This is a genomic window from Klebsiella ornithinolytica (genome assembly GCF_030505655.1).
In the GTDB taxonomy this organism is placed as follows: domain Bacteria; phylum Pseudomonadota; class Gammaproteobacteria; order Enterobacterales; family Enterobacteriaceae; genus Klebsiella; species Klebsiella ornithinolytica.
Map to the genome: position 1 here is coordinate 4,959,511 of NZ_CP130153.1, position 17,829 is coordinate 4,977,339.

Genomic DNA, 17,829 nt, shown 5'->3' on the forward strand with positions numbered 1-17,829 from the left:
GCTGTGTGGCCTGAAAGTGGATCAACGATTAGATTCCTGCCGTTTCACGAATGTATTTACGCGCTTTGAGGGCGTATTCGAAGGGGTTAGCCAGCGCCGGATCCTGCTCGGCTTCAACCACCATCCAGCCTTTATAGCCGCGATCGTCCAGTAGTTTGAACACCGGACGGAAGTCGATCACGCCATCGCCAGGCACGGTGAAGGTGCCTTTCTTCACGCCATCAAGGAATGACAGCCCTTCACGACGAACCTGCTCAATGACCGACGGGCGCACGTCTTTCAGGTGCACGTGGTTAATACGCGGCAGGTATTTCTCGAGGATCGCCAGCATCGGCGCTTCGCCCCCTTCGGAATACCAGGCATGTCCGGTGTCGTACAGCAGGAAGACTTTGTCATCGACCAGCGACATAAATTTGTCGATCTCTTCGGTGGTCTGAATACCGGTTCCCATATGGTGGTGCAGACACACCTGCATGCCCTTCTCGGCGGCCAGGCGCCCCAGCGTGTTGTAGCCTTCGGCAACACGCTGCCACTCTTCCTCGCTGAAGCAAGGTTTTGCCTCGCCGAGAATCGGTTTTTCCAGCCCCTGAATGCTGCCGCTTTGCTCGGAGCAGCCAATCACTTTCGCCCCCATCGCCTGCAGGAAATTCATGTGATTCACAAACTCGTCAATGGTCTTTTCCCGCTGCCCGTTGGCAAAAAAGGTGCTGAACCAGGCATTGCAGATCTGAATGCCGCGAATATCCAGCATCGGCTTGAGCACCGCCGGATCGCGCGGGTATTTGCTGCCCACTTCGCTGCCGCTAAACCCCGCCAGCGCCATTTCGCTGACTATCTGCTGAAAGGTATTTTCGCTGCCCAGTTCAGGCATATCATCGTTGGTCCAGCCAATAGGGGCGATCGCCAGTTTTACATTATCTTTGTTCATAAAAATGCTCCTGTTGCCGCGCTTTAGCGACGCAGCAATTCACGTTCGATGAGTTCACGGGTTTCCACTGCCTGGTATTTCATTTTTTCCGGGTAGCCAAATAGCGAGGCGGCCACAATCGGCGCGCCGCCGACTTTGAAGGTCTGCTCAGCAAAGTTCATTTCGCGCAGCGTGCGGAACAGCGCGTCGAAATCCACGTCCCCCTCGCCAACGCCAACGTGCTGGTGGACCGCGGCATCCACGCCCGGCGGATTAACGATATAGCGGCAGTGCTTTGTATGATTTCGGGTATCGGCAATCAGCACGTGTGAGAGATCGCCGCCGGCATAGCGCAGCATTTTCTCGACCTCACCTTTCCCTTTGTCATAAAAGAAAGTGTGCGGAACGCTGTATACGTACTTCACATTCTCGCTACGGAACGACTTCACGATATCGACGGTTTCGTTATGTTCTTCGCAGAAGTCCCACGGATGCGCCTGAATCTCCACGCGAATACCTTCGCGCTCGAAAATGGGCAGCAGCTCGTCCATCGAGCGATAGAACATCTCTTCACAGATCTCCGGCTGATTCGGATCGCCGGAAAACTCGGTGTTGATCACCTGCACACCCATTTCTACCGCCACTTCGATCAACCGTTTCCAGTTTTTTACCGCCGCCTGACGGCGCAGTTCATCCGGGCCGGACCAGCGGTAAACGCAGATAAACGAAGAGATCTCCACGCCAGTTTCACGCAGCGCCTGTTTGTACTCGGCAATCACTTCCCGACCAGCGCGCGGGTGTTTGTAGAACGGGTTAATCTGCGGATGGGGCGATTGCTCAATGTACTTGTAACCCCATTCCGCAACCTGGTGGACCATCCGGGTAATCCCGAGATCGCGAATCACATCAACGTCGAAAGCAATTTTCATCGTCGTTACCTGTTCAAAGAAGTTCCGTAAGCGGGAGACGGATTAGCGCTGATAGAACGCCGGGCACTCGGGCAGCGTCACTGCGACCGGTTCGCTGCTCTCCTGCGCCTGCAGGCAGGCATCGGCCGCAACGGAGGCCGCATAGCCGTCCCATGCCGACGGTCCCTGCAGCTGGCCGGCTTTCACATCATTGATAAAGGCCTGCAGCTCCACGTCGTAGGCTTTGATAAAACGATCTTTCCAGTCGGTCAGGATCGCGGTCGACAGGTTGGCGCTTTTACGCATCTGGATTGCAGATGGCTCCGGCAGACGGGCAATCCCCGTTTCCCCGACTACTTCGCACTGGATGTCGTAGCCGTACTGGCAGTTGACGAACACTTCGACGTCGATCAGGGTGCCTTTACGCGTTTCGAAGGAGACGATCTGCGGATCTCTCAGGCGCGGATGGGTGTGAGAGGTCGAGCGCGGGAAACGCACCTGTACCGAACGGTAGTCATCGTTGAGCAGCCAGCGCAGCACGTCCAGCTCGTGGATCAGGGTGTTGGTGATCGCCATGTCGGTGGTGTAGTTCTCGCCGACCGACTGGTTACGGTGCGCGCAATGCAGCATCAGCGGCGCGCCAATATCGCCATCATCAATGACTTTTTTCAGCGCCAGGTAGCCTTCATCGTAAGGGCGCATAAAGCCGACCTGCACCAGGCGGCGGCCCGCTTTCATTTCCGCATCGACAATGCGTCGGCAGCCTTCCGCACTCATCGCCAGCGGCTTCTCGCAGAACACCGGTTTGCCGGCGGCGATCGCCGCGAGGGTATACTCTTCGTGCGTCGGATCCCACGAGGTGACAAGGATAGCGTCGACATCGCCGGAGCGGATAACATCGTGGCCGTCGGTGTAGATTTCCGCCTGCACGCCCGGCAGCGCTACCGCCGCACGTGCGCTCTCCGCATTGATATCCGACACCGCCACCACGGTGGCTCCCTGTAAGACCTGGGTGCAACGACGGATATGTTCTTTACCGATGGCGCCAGCGCCGATGACACCTAATTTGAGTGACATAGTGGTTTTCTCCGTGATTCTGTAGGGTTCAAGGTGAGCGTTCTGTTCTAGTAATCCCGCGCTTCGGCGCGTTTTTCATTAATCATTTCAGCAACTTTGCGAATACGTTCTGACAAGGCCGTTTGGGCGACGCCGACGTTCCACCAGCTGCCGTAGGAATGCACCATGGTCTTCGGCAGCACTTTAATATCAATCAGCGTGCTGATCGTCTCGCGACGCGCGGCATCCAGCGCCTGACGCAGCTCATTCAGGGTAGTGACGCGCCAGGTTTTGCAGCCGTAGCCCGCCGCAATAGTGGCGAAATCGACCGGCACCAGGCCGCCCTGCAGCTGCCCGTTCTCCGCTGAGCGATAGCGAAACTCGGTGCCGAAGCTGCCCATACCGTGGCCAATCTGCAGGTTGTTGATGCAGCCGTTGGCCATATTGTCGAGCAGTACAACGTTGATCTTCGCCCGCTCCTGCAACGAGGTCACCAGCTCAGAGTGCAGCATCATGAAAGAGCCGTCTCCGACCAGGGAATAGACTTCGGTTTGCGGCTGCGCCAGCTTCACGCCCAGCGCGGCATTCACTTCATAGCCCATGCAGGAGTAGCCGTACTCTACGTGATAAGTGTTGGGTGCCCGGTTACGCCAGACGCGCTGCAGATCCCCGGGCAAGCTGCCCGCCGCCGCCACAATCACCGCATCCGCCGGAAGCGTTTCATTGAGTACGCCCAGCACGCTACTCTGGGTCAGCGTGGAGTCGGTTATCTGGCGAAATTCCCGATACACCGACTCGCGATCGAGAGCATCATCGACTTCCGGGACAAAAGCCTTTTCCTGCCAGACGGCCTGATAGACGCGCTGGGTCTCTTTCAGCTGGCGGCTCTGGACGCTGTCGATCTGCGCGCCCCAGCTCGCCTGCCAGCCTTCGCCGGCCAGCGCGCTGTCCAGTGACGTCAGGGCTTCGCGGGCATCGGCCAGCAGCGGAATGCCGTCAAGCTTCCAGGCATCGAAGTTGCTGACGTTCACATTCAGAAAACGCACGCCTGGGTGCTGGAACAGCCATTTTGAGGAGGTGGTGAAATCGCTAAAGCGGGTGCCGATACCGATAACCAAATCGGCCTCTTTCGCCAGCAGGTTGGCGGCCAGGCAGCCGGTTTCACCGACGCCGCCGACGTTCAGCGGATGGGAGGAGACTACCGTCCCTTTCCCGGCCTGGGTTTCTGCGAACGGAATGCCGTAGCGTTCCGCGAAGCGGGACAGCGCTTCCCCGGCACCGGCATATTTCACACCGCCGCCGCAAATAATCAGCGGCTTGCGGCTGGCCTTAATGGCCGCGACCGCATCCGCCAGCTGGGCGGCGCTGGCCGGGCGGCGATCGAGACGATGCACGCGGCGCACAAAGAACGACTCCGGGTAATCCCAGGCTTCGCCCTGCACATCCTGCGGCAGACAGAGAGTGACGGCACCGGTTTCCGCCGGATCGGTCAGGACGCGCATCGCATTAATGCAGGCGCTCATCAGCTGTTCCGGACGCGTAATGCGGTCCCAGTATTTGCTGACGGCCCGGAAGGCGTCGTTGGTGCTGATGCTCAGGTCATAGCTCTGCTCAACCTGCTGCAGCACCGGGTCCGGCTGACGGGTAGCAAACACATCGCCGGGCAGCAGCAGCAGAGGAATGCGGTTGGCGGTGGCCGTCGCGGCGGCGGTAATCATATTGGCCGCGCCCGGACCGACGGAAGAGGTGCAGGCGATGATCTGGCGGCGCAGAGACTGGCGGGCAAAACCGGTGGCGACGTGCGCCATGCCTTGTTCGTTACGCCCCTGGAAGACCCGCATGTCGCCGCTGTCTTGTTCCAGCGCCTGGCCCAGCCCCAGCACGTTGCCGTGGCCAAAGATGGCGAAGATACCTTTTACGAATTTATGCTCTTCGCTATCGACGTCGAGAAACTGGTTATCAAGGAACTTCACCAGCGCCTGCGCCATTGTCAGTCTCAGTTTGCCCATCTTGCACAATCCTTATTGTTCAGTATTTGTGTGTGGGTTAGCGCGTTTTCCCCGTGCTACACGCTTGTCACAGCCGTGGGAAATCGTTAACGTCCACTGGAATACTTTTGGATTATAGGCAAACATTTTTTTCATTAAATAGAAATACAGAAAAAATATTTCATTTTGCGAGAGGGATCAAACTCTCTCCCTGTTTCACCCGTTTCACCCAGCCCGGTCACCCCGCCATCGGCCGTTCAAGGCGCGCCGCCGCTTAATTATCCCTTTTAAAATCATGCATAAAGCACTCACCTACTGAACCATGCCACACCAGGCGTCACCCGCGCCCTTGATCCTGTGCAGAATGGGGCCTGGCGCGGCAGAGTGGTAGATCCCTCACACTTTTGGTTTTTTAATTTCGATCTCATTTGCAAATGAAATATTTATTTCTCAAACTAGGGATAACCGTTCACCCTCAGGCTGTGTGTGGAGACCTTGTCGGCATCCCGACCCTTCCGTACAGCAGATATGCAAAAGGAAAACCTAGCTATGAATGCAGCAGTAAAGCGGCTCGACGTCATCTGTATTGGCCGGGTGGCTGTCGACCTCTATGCCCAGCAGATTGGTGCAAGGCTAGAAGATGTTGCCAGTTTCTCTAAATATCTGGGCGGATCTTCCGGCAACGTAGCCTTTGGTACCGCCATTCAGGGATTAAAATCAGCCATGCTGGCGCGCGTCGGCGATGAGCACAATGGTCGTTTTCTACGCGAAACGCTCGCTCGGGCCGGGGTCGACACCGAATACCTGATCACGGATAAACAGCGTCTTACCGCGCTGGTGATGCTGGGCATTAAAGATCAGGAGACCTTCCCGCTCATTTTTTACCGTGATAATTGTGCCGATATGGCGCTGGTGCCTGAGGATATTAACGAAGAGTACATCGCCTCTTCCCGTGCGCTGGCGGTAACGGGCACGCACCTCTCTCATGCCAGCACCCGCGCGGCCGTCCTGAAGGCGCTGGAATACGCCCGCCGTCACGGTCTGCGCACCGCGCTGGATATCGATTACCGTCCGGTGCTGTGGGGATTGACCTCGCTGGGAGACGGTGAAACGCGTTTCATCGAATCCGGTCCGGTCACCAGCCAGCTTCAGGAAGTGCTCCATCTGTTCGATTTAGTGGTCGGTACAGAAGAGGAGTTCCATATTGCCGGCGGCAGCACCGATACGCTGACGGCGCTGAAAAATGTCCGCCATGCGACTAAAGCGACGCTGGTCTGTAAACGGGGTCCGATGGGCTGCGTGGTACTGGAAGGCGACATTCCCGATAGCTGGGACAGCATTCCGCTCCAGCAGGGCGTGCGGGTTGACGTACTCAACGTGCTGGGCGCGGGCGATGCCTTTATGTCCGGTCTGCTGCGCGGCTGGCTGAATGATGAAGGCTGGGAGCAGGCGTGTCGCTACGCCAATGCCTGCGGCGCGCTGGTAGTCTCACGCCACGGCTGCGCGCCGGCGATGCCGACCAAAGTCGAGCTGGATGATTATCTGCTGCGGGCGGAATCCGTCCCGCGTCCGGATATCGACGCGCGATTAAACCATTTACACCGCGTCACCAGCCGCCGTCAGCAGTGGCCGGAGCTGTGCATTTTCGCTTTTGATCATCGTAAACAGTTGGCGGATCTGGCCCATGAAACCGGATGCGATCCGGCCTCTATTCCCCAACTCAAGCTGCTGCTGCTGGCTGCCGCCGAAGCGGCCGCCAAAGAGGCGGGGCTGGAACAGCGGAGCGGTATTCTCGCTGACGGCACCTACGGTCAGAGCTCGCTGAATGCCATTACCGGTAAAGGCTGGTGGATTGGTCGCCCTATCGAGCTGCCGGGTTCGCGCCCGCTGCGTCTGGAACACGGCAACATTGGTTCCCAGCTGATCGACTGGCCGCTGGAGCATGTGGTCAAATGCCTGGTCTTCTACCACCCGGCAGATCCGGCACCGCTGCGGGCTGAGCAGGATGCGCTGCTGCTGGAAGTCTGGCAGGCCTGCAACAAGTCCGGACACGAGCTGCTGCTGGAGGTGATCCTCCCGGAAAATGGCCCGGATAAAGACGAGCGCCACTACCGCACGATGCTGGAACATTTTTACCAGCTTGGCATTCAGCCGGACTGGTGGAAGCTACCGCCGCTCTCCAGCGTCAGCTGGGAGAAGATCGCGGGTCTGATCGCACGCGAAGATCCCTGGTGTCGCGGGATCCTGCTGCTGGGCCTCGATGCGCCGTCAGATCGACTGCGCGCCGGGTTTGCCGAGGCCGCCGGCCACCCGATCATCAAAGGTTTCGCCGTCGGACGTACCATCTTTGGTCAGCCTTCACGACGCTGGATGGCGGGCGAACTGAGCGATGAGGCGCTGATTGGCGAGGTGAAACAAAACTACCTGAGGCTCATCGACTACTGGCGTGAAGCCCGCGGTTAACCGCGATAAAACCCGCCCGCACCTCCCGGTGCGGGTTTTTTTTCTGTTTCTTCGTGAAATGAATCGCGTATTTCATCGCAAAAAATGAAAAATTCGCTTCATTTGGTACACTGGAAGTTATATTCCTTTCATTTTCTCAGAGCGCAATCTATGGCCAATAATCCGACCCAACTGACCATCCTGCAGGATGAAATCCGGCGTCGCTACGACACATTAAGCAAACGCTTAAAACAGGTGGCACGCTATATTCTGGATAACAGTAATAGCGTCGCTTTCGATACCGTCGCTTCTATCGCCCAGCAGGCGGATGTCCCGCCATCGACGTTAATCCGTTTCGCCAATGCGTTCGGTTTTAGCGGCTTTAACGAAATGAAGCAGATGTTCAGACAGCATCTGATGGAAGAGACCGCCAACTACACCGAACGCGCGCGCCTGTTCCGCCAGACGACCAACGATGAAACGTCGCCGCCGGAAACGCCAACGGAAATTCTCAATATGTTCACCATGGTGAATACCCAGGCGCTGCAGCAGCTAGCGATGCAGACCTCTGGCGATGATCTCGAGCGCGCGGTCGGCCTGCTGGCGGAGGCGGAGAATATCTATGTGATTGGCCTGCGCCGCTCGTTTAGCGTCGCTTCCTATTTGACCTATGCGCTGCGTCATCTTGATCGTAAAGCGTTCCTGATCGATGGTCTCGGCGGCATGTTCACCGAGCAGCTGAGCCTGGTGGGGCCGAAAGACGTGGTGGTCGCCGTGAGCTTCTCGCCCTACGCGCGTGAAGTGGTCGAGCTGGTTGAACTTGGCGCCCAGCGCAAAGCGCGACAGATTGCAATAACCGACAGCCAGGTCAGTCCGCTCGCGGCCTTCAGCGATGTCTGCTTTGTAGTACGTGAAGCGCAGGTTGACGGTTTCCGCTCCCAGGTAGCTTCTCTGTGCCTGGCCCAGACGCTGGCCGTTTCACTGGCGCTGAACAGCAGCAAAGAACCGCAAACCCAGCAGAACCTCGCCTGACCCTGCCCCCTCTCCCGATGTAGCCCCGGTAAGCGCAGCGCCACCGGGGAAGATCACCGGCGCCGTCGCGAAACCTCCCGGATTGCCGCACCAGCACCTGATCCGGGCGCCCCTCTCCCGATGTAGCCCCGGTAAGCGCAGCGCCACCGGGGAATACCTCCGGAAGGCCACCGGGGAACAACAGAAGACAAAAAGGGCCGCTAAGCAAAACTTAGCGGCCCTTTTAACTCTTGCGATCCGTCAGTCGTGACGAGGATAGTCAGGACTATTGATCCACGCGTGGTCCTCTTCCCAGGTAAACAACCACTTGCGCTCCGGCCCGGCCATCACGTTCAGATAATAACTGTCATACCCGGCAATCGTCGCGACCGGATGATAGCCGCGCGGCACCATCACCACATCGTGGTTGTACGGTGCCATGCAGGCATCCAGGCTGCGGTCATCGGTATACACTCGCTGGAGTGCGAAGCCCTGCGGCGGATCGAAACGGTGATAGTAGGTCTCTTCCAGCTGGGTCTCTTTGCCCGGCTGCGCGGTATCGTGTTTATGCGACGGCCAGGAGCTGGTGGCGCCTTCGTCGGTATACACCTCCACCACCAGCAGACAGTCGGCCTGCGCATTATCCGGCAGGATATTGTGCACCAGACGCTGATTACGCCCTTTGCCACGATGCTCAACGCCCACATCCTGCGGACGAATCACCCGCGCCGGCAGCGTACCTTTACCCGGCGCGCTGCACACCGCCAGTTCAAGGTCAGAATCCGCCGTCACTTCCACCTTGTCCTGCGTCGGGACGTACACCGCCCACGGCGGGGTACGTTCAAACGGCGACATGCGCTGTCCCAACCCTGGGAAGTCGGCCTTCGTCGTTTTGACCGACGCCAGCCCGGCAACCAGCACCAGACACAGCTCGCGTTCGCCGCTTTCCAGCGTAATGCTCTGCCCTTTTTTCAGCATCCACACATCAAAACCGATATAGCGCCAGCCGGCGCTTTGCGGCGTGATGTGCTGGATCTGCCCCTCTTTTCGTGATTTAGCCAGTAACGACATGGCGTTCTCCTTCGCCGATTAACCTAAGGTCGGCATGCTGAATTCAGATACGGTTTGCTGCCCTTGCGGCCAACGCACGGTGGCGGTTTTCATGCGGGTGTAGAAGCGCACGCCGTCAGGACCATGGACGTTGAGGGCGCCAAATACCGAGCGCTTCCAGCCGCCGAAGCTGTGGAAAGCCATCGGTACCGGAACCGGCACGTTCACCCCGACCATCCCGGCCTGGACATCATGCACGAATTCACGGGCGGTGTGTCCATTGCTGGTAAAGACGGCGCTGCCGTTGCCAAATTCGTGGCTGTTCACCAGCTCCAGCGCGCTGTGATAGTCCGCCACGCGGACAATACCCAGTACCGGTCCAAAAATCTCTTCCCGCCAGATGGTCATATCCGGCGTCACGTTGTCGAACAGCGTACCGCCGACATAGTACCCGTCATCATAGCCTGACACGCGCAGCTTACGCCCGTCGACGACCAGTTTCGCCCCTTCGCTGGCGCCTTTATCGATATAGCCCAGCACTTTCTTCTGATGGGTATCGGAAACCACCGGGCCCATTTCGTTCTCTTCTTTGCCGCGCATACATCCCGGCCCGACTTTCAGCGCTTCCACCAGCGGCTTCAGACGTGCAATCAGCTTATCCGCCGTTTCATCGCCTACCGCGACCACGACCGGCAGCGCCATGCAGCGCTCGCCCGCAGAACCAAACGCCCCGCCCATAATCGCATTCACCGTGGCATCCAGATCCGCATCCGGCATCACAATCGCGTGGTTTTTCGCTGCGCCAAAGGCCTGCACGCGTTTGCCGTGGGCGCTGGCAGTTTTGTAGATATATTCGGCAACACCGGAAGAGCCCACGAAGCTGACCGCCGCAATACGCGGATCGGTATACAGCTGCTCGGCATCGTCGTTGCTGCAGTGCACAACGTTAAAGACGCCATCCGGCAGGCCTGCTTCCTTCAGCAGTTCAGCCAGGCGTACCGCGGCCGTCGGGGCCAGCGCCGGTGGCTTGAGGACGAAGCTGTTGCCGCAGGCCAGCGCCAGCGGGAACATCCACATCGGCACCATCGCCGGGAAGTTAAACGGCGTAATCCCCGCCACAACACCCAGCGGCTGCATCAGCGAATAGCTGTCCACGCCGGTGCCGACATCAGAGGAGTATTCACCTTTAATCAGATGTGGAATACCGCAAGCAAATTCAACCACTTCCAGACCACGTGTCAGCTCGCCCAGTGCGTCCGACCAGACTTTACCGTGCTCGCTAACGATGATTCCCGCCAGTTCTTCAGCATGTTGCTCAAGCAGCATTTTAAAGTTGAACAGGACGCGGGCGCGGCGTAGCGGCGTGGTGCGCGACCAGCTTTCAAACGCATCACGGGCAACCTGAATGGCATCAGAGACTTCCTGAGCGGTCGACAAAGTGACTTCGCGCACCACCTTGCCCGTCGCCGGGTCATACACCGGCATCGTTTCATTGCTGCTGCTGGTGACGGTTTTCCCGCCAATAAAGTTTCCTGTGATCGTCATCTTCTCGCCTCATGATGTGGGAAGGCCAACGCTGCGGCCCCGTTCCGATTTTGCTGTGCTATAACCGTAGTAAAATGAAACTTATATTTCAATGTTGACGTAGAATGAAATTCTATTTTGGTGATGACCGTCGCATTTCCCGGCCGCGGTTCGCGAGTTTCGTCAAGAAAGCGCCCCCGATAAGATTCAGCTGCGACGCCATCTGTACCCGATGTGACTTAGAGCGGGAAAGTACGATTATTTGCGAAGCAGCTCAAAGATCCACCATTTCATCCATTGCTAATTATGAAATAAATGTTTTGACTTACAGTCGATCGAATAAACCCAATCTATCGTCATTCAGGAGAGCCACATGGCTATCGCACTGCAACGTTTCTGTCTTAATCGCAAGATCGCCCCATCCCTGAGCATCGAGGCCTTTTTCCGTCTGGTGAACAGTCTTGGGCTGAATAAGGTCGAGCTGCGTAATGATTTGCCCACAGGAAAAGTGACCGACGATCTGAGTCATCAGCAGGTGCGCGAGCTGGCCGACCGCTACCATATTGAGATTTTGACCATCAATGCGGTATACCCATTTAACCGCCGCACGGAGCAGGTTCGCGGCCTGGCCGAATCTTTGTTGCAAGAGGCCAGAGCCATTGGCGCCAAATCGCTGGTCCTGTGTCCGCTCAACGATGGCAGCGAGGTGCCGGCCAGCGAAACCCTGAGTGCGCTGCGCGATCTGTCGCCGCTGTTTTCGTTTTACGGCGTGCGGGGCCTGGTTGAACCGCTGGGTTTCCCGCAGAGCTCACTGCGATCTGCGGCACAGGCGCAGACGCTCATCCGCGATGCGAAGGTACCGTTTAAGCTACTGATTGATACCTTCCACCACCATCTCTATCCGCAGGCGGATGCCGAGTTTAGCCAGGTGGATATCGCTGACATCGGGCTGGTGCACCTTTCCGGCGTGGAAGACGCCCGCCCACGGGAAAACCTGACCGACGACGAACGAATCATGCTGACGGAAAAAGATCGGCTGCAAACCTGTGAGCAAATCAAACACCTTGAAGCCCGGGGTTATCAGGGGGTGTATGCGTTCGAACCGTTTGCGCCGGAGCTGGCATCCTGGAGCGAAGAGGATATCCGCCGCGAGACGGAACGGAGCATCGCGCTCATTCAACACCATTGCGCCTGAGAGAAATCAACGTCACGCCAGGCGAATATAGCGATTTCTCACATCGGTTTACGGCCAGTTTGCCTATAATCGACGCAGGATAAATGGAGGAATCGATCATGAGCGCACCCCTGCTGATTGCCCGCACGCGGGAAAAACAGCTGCATTTACTGCCGGGAATGGCTAACCGTCACGGCCTGATTACCGGTGCGACCGGCACCGGTAAAACCGTCACCCTGCAAAAGCTGGCGGAGTCTTTTTCAGAAATCGGCGTGCCGGTCTTTATGGCCGATGTGAAGGGCGACCTGACCGGGATCGCCGCAGCGGGCCAAAATTCGGAGAAACTGCAGGCGCGGCTGGAAAAAATCGGCGTCACCGACTGGCAGCCCCACGCTAACCCGGTGGTGACATGGGATATTTTCGGCGAGAAAGGCCACCCGGTCCGGGCGACGGTGTCCGATCTCGGGCCGCTGCTCTTGTCGCGATTACTGAATCTTAACGAAGTCCAGTCCGGGGTGCTGAATATTATCTTCCGCATCGCCGACGACCGCGGTCTGCTGCTCCTCGACTTTAAGGATTTGCGCGCCATCACCCGGTATATCGGCGACAACGCCAAAGCTTTTCAAAACCAGTATGGCAACATCAGCAGCGCCTCGGTCGGCGCCATCCAGCGCGGCCTGCTGACTCTGGAACAGCAAGGAGCGGAGCACTTTTTCGGCGAGCCGATGCTCGACATCCAGGACTGGATGCGTCTCGACGAGAACGGCAAAGGGGTGATTAATATCCTCAGCGCCGAAAAGCTGTATCAGATGCCGAAACTCTACGCCGCCAGCCTGCTGTGGATGCTCTCGGAGCTCTACGAGCGCCTGCCGGAAGCCGGAGATCTGGAAAAGCCGAAGCTGGTCTTTTTCTTCGATGAAGCGCATCTGCTGTTTAACGATGCGCCTCAGGTGCTGCTGGATAAAATCGAGCAGGTTATCCGCCTGATTCGTTCCAAAGCCGTGGGGGTTTACTTCGTATCGCAGAACCCGTCGGATATTCCCGATGCGGTTCTCGGCCAGTTGGGCAACCGCGTTCAGCACGCCCTGCGCGCCTTTACACCAAAAGATCAGAAAGCGGTGAAAACCGCGGCGCAGACCATGCGCGCCAACCCGGCTTTCAGCACCGAGCAGGCTATCCAGGAGCTGGGCACCGGTGAAGCGCTGATCTCCTTCCTCGATGAAAAAGGCAGCCCTTCGGTGGTCGAGCGCGCGATGGTAATTGCCCCCTGCTCACGAATGGGGCCAGTGACCGATGATGAACGCAACGGGCTCATCAATCACTCCCCGCTGTATGGCAAATATGAGGATGAAGTGGATCGGGAGTCCGCCTTCGAGAAATTGCAGCAGGGCGTGCAGGCCACCAGCGAACAGCAAAATGCGCCGCCGGCAAAAGGGGCCACCGCTGACCTCGACGACGGCATTTTAGGCGGCCTGAAAGATATTCTGTTCGGCACGACCGGCCCGCGCGGCGGCAAGCGCGACGGTCTGGTACAAACGGCAGCGAAAAGCGCCACGCGGCAAATCACCAATCAGATTGTGCGTGGCATGCTCGGAAGTTTGCTGGGCGGCAGACGGCGCTAGTCAGACGCACACCGCTGCCGGGGCGATAAGGGTGCCTTTTTCGCCCCGCAGGATGGCTGGGGCATCGCGCAGCGCGCCGATGTACGCCGGGTGACCAGTCATCTCAACAAACTGGATCGCGGCTTCCGCTTTCGGCCCCATTGCACCATCCGGCACGGCCAGCGGCCGAAGATCGTCCACGGTGGCCGTGCGCAATGCGCGCGCTTTTGGGGTACCCCAGTCAAGATAAACGGCGTCAGCCTCGGTGAGGATCAGCAGCGCTTCTGCCTGCAGCGACTGAGCCAAAACCGACGCCGCCAGATCTTTATCCACCACCGCCTCCATGCCCTGATAACTGCCGTTTTCCTCCACCACCGGCGTGCCGCCGCCGCCCGCACAAATCACCACGTTGCCGTCGGCCAGCAGCTGACTAATGGCCTGCCGCTCAAGGATTTTTTGTGGTCTTGGCGACGGCACGACCCGGCGAACATAGTCGCCGTCTTTTTTCATCTGCCAGCCATAGCGGGCCTCCAGCGCACTTTGCTCCTCCGCAGCCCACACCGGACCGATATATTTCCCGGGCTGGCGAAACGCCGGGTCGGCGGCGTCCACTTCCACTCGGGTCAACAGGGTGACGACCGGTGGGATCCCGGCCCGGCTGCCCAGCACCTGAGCAATCATGTAGCCCAGCATCCCCTGGGTCTCGGCCACCAGCACATCCAGCGGCCACGCCGGGCTGTCGCTGTAAGCCTGATTTTGCAATGCCAGCAGCCCCACCTGCGGGCCATTACCGTGCACAATCACCACCTGATACTCCTGGCTCAGACTGGCCACCACATCGGCAATTTGCGCAATATTACGGTACTGATTTTCGGCGCTTAACGCTTCACCGCGTGCCAGCAGAGCATTCCCCCCCAGCGCAATGACGATGGTCTTTTTCATGTTATTCTCCGGTTAATAATATTGCCTGAAAACATAACGAAATAATCATCATAAAATGTGAGCAATATCATTATTGACCGACTCGAAAGAACAATTTAAAAATTAAACCTCAGTCCACCATGGTTATTAAATTAATTCTAACAATGGCTTCTTTTAAATATTTTTAATAATCCAGACGGCGTGAAGAAAAAAAATCTCACAATCAGGTGAGTGTGATCTGCTTCACCAGAATACCCCTGTTTCTACTGTAGGTTTAGCCACAGAACACCCGCCGGGACTGGCGGCGGCAACATTATCTACAGGAGACAAACCATGTCTGCACAACTCAACGATGCGGTGGCCCCGCACAAAAGAGGGATCCCCGCCTGGTGGGTGACTATCTTTTTATTCTGGCTCGGCTGGATATTTATGTATGCCGACCGCACGGTATTAAACCCGGTCATGGGGGAACTGGAAAAAGAATTTGGTTTATCAGGCACCCAGCTCGGATTAATGAATTCGGTCTTTTATTTCTCTTACGCTTTATTACAGGTTCCGGCCGGGATCCTCGGAGATAAAATAGGCAAGAAAAAAGTCCTTATTCCTGGATTTTTACTGTTCGGGGCCTTTACCGCCGTCACCGGCTGGGCCAAAAGCTGGAGCACCCTGCTGTTCGCCAGGGTCGTCACCGGCGCTGGCGAAGGCACCTACTACGGCCCGCAGTACGGCCTCTCCTCAGAGCAAATCCCCAAAAAATACCGTTCGCTCGGCAGCGCCATCATCAACAGCGGCATGGCTTTTGGTATTGCGCTGGGGCTGATGGCCTCCAGCTGGCTGGTGTATGACCAGGGCTACAGCTGGCGTACACCGTTCTTTGTCATGTCGATCCCTACTCTGCTGACCGGGCTGGCTATCTGGCTGTTTGTCAAAGAGAAAAAGCGCCAGCCCGTCGAGGCAGGCGGGGTGGCGAAACCGAAAAGCAAATTCACCGATTTGTTCAAAAACCGCAATCTGCTGCTGGTCTATCTGATGGTGTTTTGCAGCCTGTTTGGCTTCTTCGTGATCCTCACCTGGCTGCCCTATTACCTGCAAAGCGAGCGCGGCATTGCGGGCAGCGAAACCGGCTTTATCACCTCGCTGGTCGCCTGGATCTCAATCCCTGGCGCGCTGCTCTTCTCCTCGCTCTCCGACCGTCTGGGTAAACGTAAGCCGCTGATTCTGGTACTGGTGCCGGTGGCCATTCTCAGCATGCTCTCCATCATCTGGATGCCGAATATGACCGGGGTAATCGTCGCCCTGTGCGTTTACGGCCTGGTCGGCAAGCTGGCGCTGGATCCGGTTCTGGTGGCGCTGGTCGCCGACAGCGTCGATGAGAACAACTACAGCTCCGCCTTCGGCCTGTTCAATTTTATCGGTATGAGCTCCTCCATACTGGCTCCGGTGATTGCCGGCGCCGCTCGCGATATGACCGGCAGTCTTGCCTCCAGCTTCTACGTCTCCGCGGCGTTACTGGTCGTGGGTCTGGTCGGCATGCTGTTCCTGAAAGAGAAGAAATAACCCGAGGTCTGTGATGATTTACGCATTCGTAAAAAAAGGCAGTTTTCAGGACTCCGTCAGCCTGATGCTTATCTCCCGTAAGCTGAGCGCCATTGACGATGTCGAAGAAGTCTCGGTGATGATGGGCACCCCCGCTAACAAAGCGCTGCTGGAGTCGACGGGCTTCTGGCATGAAGAATTTGCCCAGGCAACGCCGAACGATATCTGCGCGGCAATCCGCACCCGTCAGCCGGTCGCCGATATTCTCACCCTGATCCAGCAGCGACTGGACGCCGAGCTAAACGCCATTGCCCAGGGGCAAAGCAGCGGCCTGCGTCTGCAAAAGGCGCGCCGCTGGGAGAGCGCCTGCGCGAAGCTGCCGGAGGCAAACCTGGTGCTGATCTCCGTCGCCGGGGAGTACGCGGCGGGCGTGGCCCGTCAGGGGCTGGAGAGCGGTAAAAATGTGATGCTGTTTTCTGACAACGTGCCGCTGGAGCAGGAGCGGGCCCTGAAACAATACGCCCGCGAGCGCGGTCTGCTGGTGATGGGGCCCGACTGCGGCACCGCCGCCATCGCCGGAGCGCCGCTGGCCTTCGCCAACATTCTGCCTGCGGGCTGTATCGGGGTGATTGGCGCTTCGGGCACCGGCATCCAGGAGCTGACCTCACAGGTAGCGCTGCTCGGCCAGGGCGTGACTCATGCGATGGGTTTAGGGGGACGCGATCTGAATCAGCAGATCGGGGGCCTCAGCGCCCTGACGGCGCTGGAGATGCTGGCGGCAGACGAGCAAAGCAAGGTGATCGCTTTCGTCTCCAAGCCCCCTGCTGAATCAGTCAGGCAGACCATTATCAGCGCCATGAAAAAGCTGTCTAAGCCCGTCGTCGCCTTGTTTCTCGGCAGCAAACCCGCCCGGGCGCAGGAGGGCAATATCTGGTTCGCCAGCTCACTGGCTGAAGCCGCGCGCCTGGCCGCTATGCTGGCGAGCGTCGAGCAGATAGCGGCTTCGCAGGCACCACAACGTGGTAAGCAGATCCTTGGCCTGTATGCAGGCGGTACGCTCGCCGCTGAGGCGGCGATGCTACTGGCGGAGCATCTGGGGGTGGAAACTGATGCTCATCACCCGGACGGCGTGATGCTGGAAGCCCAGGGTCATCGCCTGATCGATCTTGGCGACGACGCCTGGACGGTGGGACGCCCGCACCCGATGATCGACCCAACCACCCGTTCACAGGAGATCGAGAAACTCAGCCAGCAGCCGGAAACCGGGGTGCTGCTGGTAGACATCGTGCTCGGCTATGGCGCCTGTGACGATCCGGCGGGCGCGCTGCTGGAGGCCATTAACACCGTCCGCAGCGCCCGTGGCCCTGAGCAACCGCTGACGGTTATCGCCACCGTCACCGGCACCGAACAGGATCCCCAGCCTCGCTCCCAACAAATCGACGCCCTGCTCAACGGCGACGTCATCGTAATGAACACCTTGCAGGAGGCGGTGCTGCTGGCGCATTACCTGGTGGCTCCCCGTCAACACCCGGCGCCTGTCGCTCCCCCGGCGCTGCTCAACGGCGTGCAGGTGATCAACGTTGGCCTGCGCAGCTTTGCCCGTGATTTGCAGCAGGCCGGTTGCCCGGTGGTGCATTTCCAGTGGGCGCCGATAGCCGGCGGCAATCCGCATCTGGCGGCCCTGCTTAAGCAACTGAACTTTTGACTCTAT

The 17,829-nt window shown here is 58.2% G+C and carries 13 protein-coding genes; 6 read left to right on the forward strand and 7 right to left on the reverse strand.

Annotated elements, in window-relative coordinates:
• Positions 1–28: 28 nt before the first annotated feature.
• From iolE to iolD, 4 genes are read right to left on the reverse strand one after another with little or no spacing between them, the layout of a single operon-like run.
• On the reverse strand, positions 29–928 hold the full coding sequence (gene iolE, locus Q1L34_RS23495) for a myo-inosose-2 dehydratase (RefSeq protein ID WP_004857371.1): 900 nt from the start codon (positions 926–928) through the stop codon (positions 29–31).
• A gap of 23 nt (positions 929–951) precedes the next feature.
• Positions 952–1,836 (reverse strand): sugar phosphate isomerase/epimerase family protein, encoded by an 885-nt coding sequence (locus tag Q1L34_RS23500; protein ID WP_004857366.1) that lies wholly within the window; start codon positions 1,834–1,836, stop codon positions 952–954.
• Between the two features lie 42 nt (positions 1,837–1,878).
• A complete protein-coding gene (gene iolG / locus Q1L34_RS23505; protein WP_004857363.1) occupies positions 1,879–2,892 on the reverse strand; it encodes a bifunctional inositol 2-dehydrogenase/D-chiro-inositol 1-dehydrogenase in 1,014 nt (337 codons plus the stop codon).
• Positions 2,893–2,939: 47 nt separating this feature from the next.
• A complete protein-coding gene (iolD, locus tag Q1L34_RS23510) occupies positions 2,940–4,880 on the reverse strand; it encodes a 3D-(3,5/4)-trihydroxycyclohexane-1,2-dione acylhydrolase (decyclizing) (RefSeq protein WP_327204308.1) in 1,941 nt (646 codons plus the stop codon).
• A 528-nt stretch (positions 4,881–5,408) separates the two neighbouring features.
• Here iolD and Q1L34_RS23515 point away from each other — a divergent pair.
• Positions 5,409–7,322 (forward strand): bifunctional 5-dehydro-2-deoxygluconokinase/5-dehydro-2-deoxyphosphogluconate aldolase, encoded by a 1,914-nt coding sequence (locus Q1L34_RS23515; RefSeq protein ID WP_326008063.1) that lies wholly within the window; start codon positions 5,409–5,411, stop codon positions 7,320–7,322.
• A 150-nt stretch (positions 7,323–7,472) separates the two neighbouring features.
• Positions 7,473–8,333, forward strand: a complete 861-nt coding sequence (locus Q1L34_RS23520) for a MurR/RpiR family transcriptional regulator (protein ID WP_004857352.1) — start codon at positions 7,473–7,475, stop codon at positions 8,331–8,333.
• A gap of 240 nt (positions 8,334–8,573) precedes the next feature.
• On the opposite strand, the gene iolB is transcribed toward Q1L34_RS23520, so the two are convergent.
• Positions 8,574–9,383 carry a 5-deoxy-glucuronate isomerase gene (iolB, locus tag Q1L34_RS23525; RefSeq protein ID WP_015585291.1) on the reverse strand — a complete coding sequence of 270 codons (810 nt, stop codon included), beginning with the start codon at positions 9,381–9,383 and terminating at the stop codon, positions 8,574–8,576.
• 18 nt (positions 9,384–9,401) lie between these two features.
• Positions 9,402–10,907: a CoA-acylating methylmalonate-semialdehyde dehydrogenase gene (locus Q1L34_RS23530; RefSeq protein WP_004857345.1), complete on the reverse strand. Its 1,506-nt coding sequence runs from the start codon at positions 10,905–10,907 to the stop codon at positions 9,402–9,404.
• Positions 10,908–11,259: 352 nt separating this feature from the next.
• Here Q1L34_RS23530 and Q1L34_RS23535 point away from each other — a divergent pair, with 352 nt between their 5' ends.
• A complete protein-coding gene (locus Q1L34_RS23535) occupies positions 11,260–12,081 on the forward strand; it encodes a TIM barrel protein (RefSeq protein WP_004857340.1) in 822 nt (273 codons plus the stop codon).
• A gap of 98 nt (positions 12,082–12,179) precedes the next feature.
• A complete protein-coding gene (locus tag Q1L34_RS23540; protein WP_044348390.1) occupies positions 12,180–13,682 on the forward strand; it encodes a helicase HerA-like C-terminal domain-containing protein in 1,503 nt (500 codons plus the stop codon).
• Here the strand turns inward: Q1L34_RS23540 and Q1L34_RS23545 are convergent, their stop codons facing one another.
• On the reverse strand, positions 13,683–14,603 hold the full coding sequence (locus Q1L34_RS23545; protein ID WP_032718605.1) for a carbamate kinase: 921 nt from the start codon (positions 14,601–14,603) through the stop codon (positions 13,683–13,685).
• A 312-nt stretch (positions 14,604–14,915) separates the two neighbouring features.
• Between Q1L34_RS23545 and Q1L34_RS23550 the strand changes: the two genes are divergently transcribed.
• Both Q1L34_RS23550 and fdrA read left to right on the forward strand, forming a co-directional pair.
• The gene (locus Q1L34_RS23550; RefSeq protein ID WP_004857332.1) at positions 14,916–16,139 is read left to right on the forward strand and encodes an MFS transporter; all 1,224 of its coding nucleotides are present in this window, start codon (positions 14,916–14,918) and stop codon (positions 16,137–16,139) included.
• 13 nt (positions 16,140–16,152) lie between these two features.
• A complete protein-coding gene (gene fdrA / locus Q1L34_RS23555; protein ID WP_104896659.1) occupies positions 16,153–17,823 on the forward strand; it encodes an acyl-CoA synthetase FdrA in 1,671 nt (556 codons plus the stop codon).
• Positions 17,824–17,829: the final 6 nt, after the last annotated feature.

Excerpts from the sequence above, each read along its gene's own strand:
- iolE (WP_004857371.1), bottom strand. The coding sequence starts at position 928 with ATGAACAAAGATAATGTAAAACTGGCGATCGCCCCTATTGGCTGGACC.
- Q1L34_RS23500 (WP_004857366.1), bottom strand. The coding sequence starts at position 1,836 with ATGAAAATTGCTTTCGACGTTGATGTGATTCGCGATCTCGGGATTACC.
- iolG (WP_004857363.1), bottom strand. The coding sequence starts at position 2,892 with ATGTCACTCAAATTAGGTGTCATCGGCGCTGGCGCCATCGGTAAAGAA.
- iolD (WP_327204308.1), bottom strand. The coding sequence starts at position 4,880 with ATGGGCAAACTGAGACTGACAATGGCGCAGGCGCTGGTGAAGTTCCTT.
- Q1L34_RS23515 (WP_326008063.1), top strand. The coding sequence starts at position 5,409 with ATGAATGCAGCAGTAAAGCGGCTCGACGTCATCTGTATTGGCCGGGTG.
- Q1L34_RS23520 (WP_004857352.1), top strand. The coding sequence starts at position 7,473 with ATGGCCAATAATCCGACCCAACTGACCATCCTGCAGGATGAAATCCGG.
- iolB (WP_015585291.1), bottom strand. The coding sequence starts at position 9,383 with ATGTCGTTACTGGCTAAATCACGAAAAGAGGGGCAGATCCAGCACATC.
- Q1L34_RS23530 (WP_004857345.1), bottom strand. The coding sequence starts at position 10,907 with ATGACGATCACAGGAAACTTTATTGGCGGGAAAACCGTCACCAGCAGC.
- Q1L34_RS23535 (WP_004857340.1), top strand. The coding sequence starts at position 11,260 with ATGGCTATCGCACTGCAACGTTTCTGTCTTAATCGCAAGATCGCCCCA.
- Q1L34_RS23540 (WP_044348390.1), top strand. The coding sequence starts at position 12,180 with ATGAGCGCACCCCTGCTGATTGCCCGCACGCGGGAAAAACAGCTGCAT.
- Q1L34_RS23545 (WP_032718605.1), bottom strand. The coding sequence starts at position 14,603 with ATGAAAAAGACCATCGTCATTGCGCTGGGGGGGAATGCTCTGCTGGCA.
- Q1L34_RS23550 (WP_004857332.1), top strand. The coding sequence starts at position 14,916 with ATGTCTGCACAACTCAACGATGCGGTGGCCCCGCACAAAAGAGGGATC.
- fdrA (WP_104896659.1), top strand. The coding sequence starts at position 16,153 with ATGATTTACGCATTCGTAAAAAAAGGCAGTTTTCAGGACTCCGTCAGC.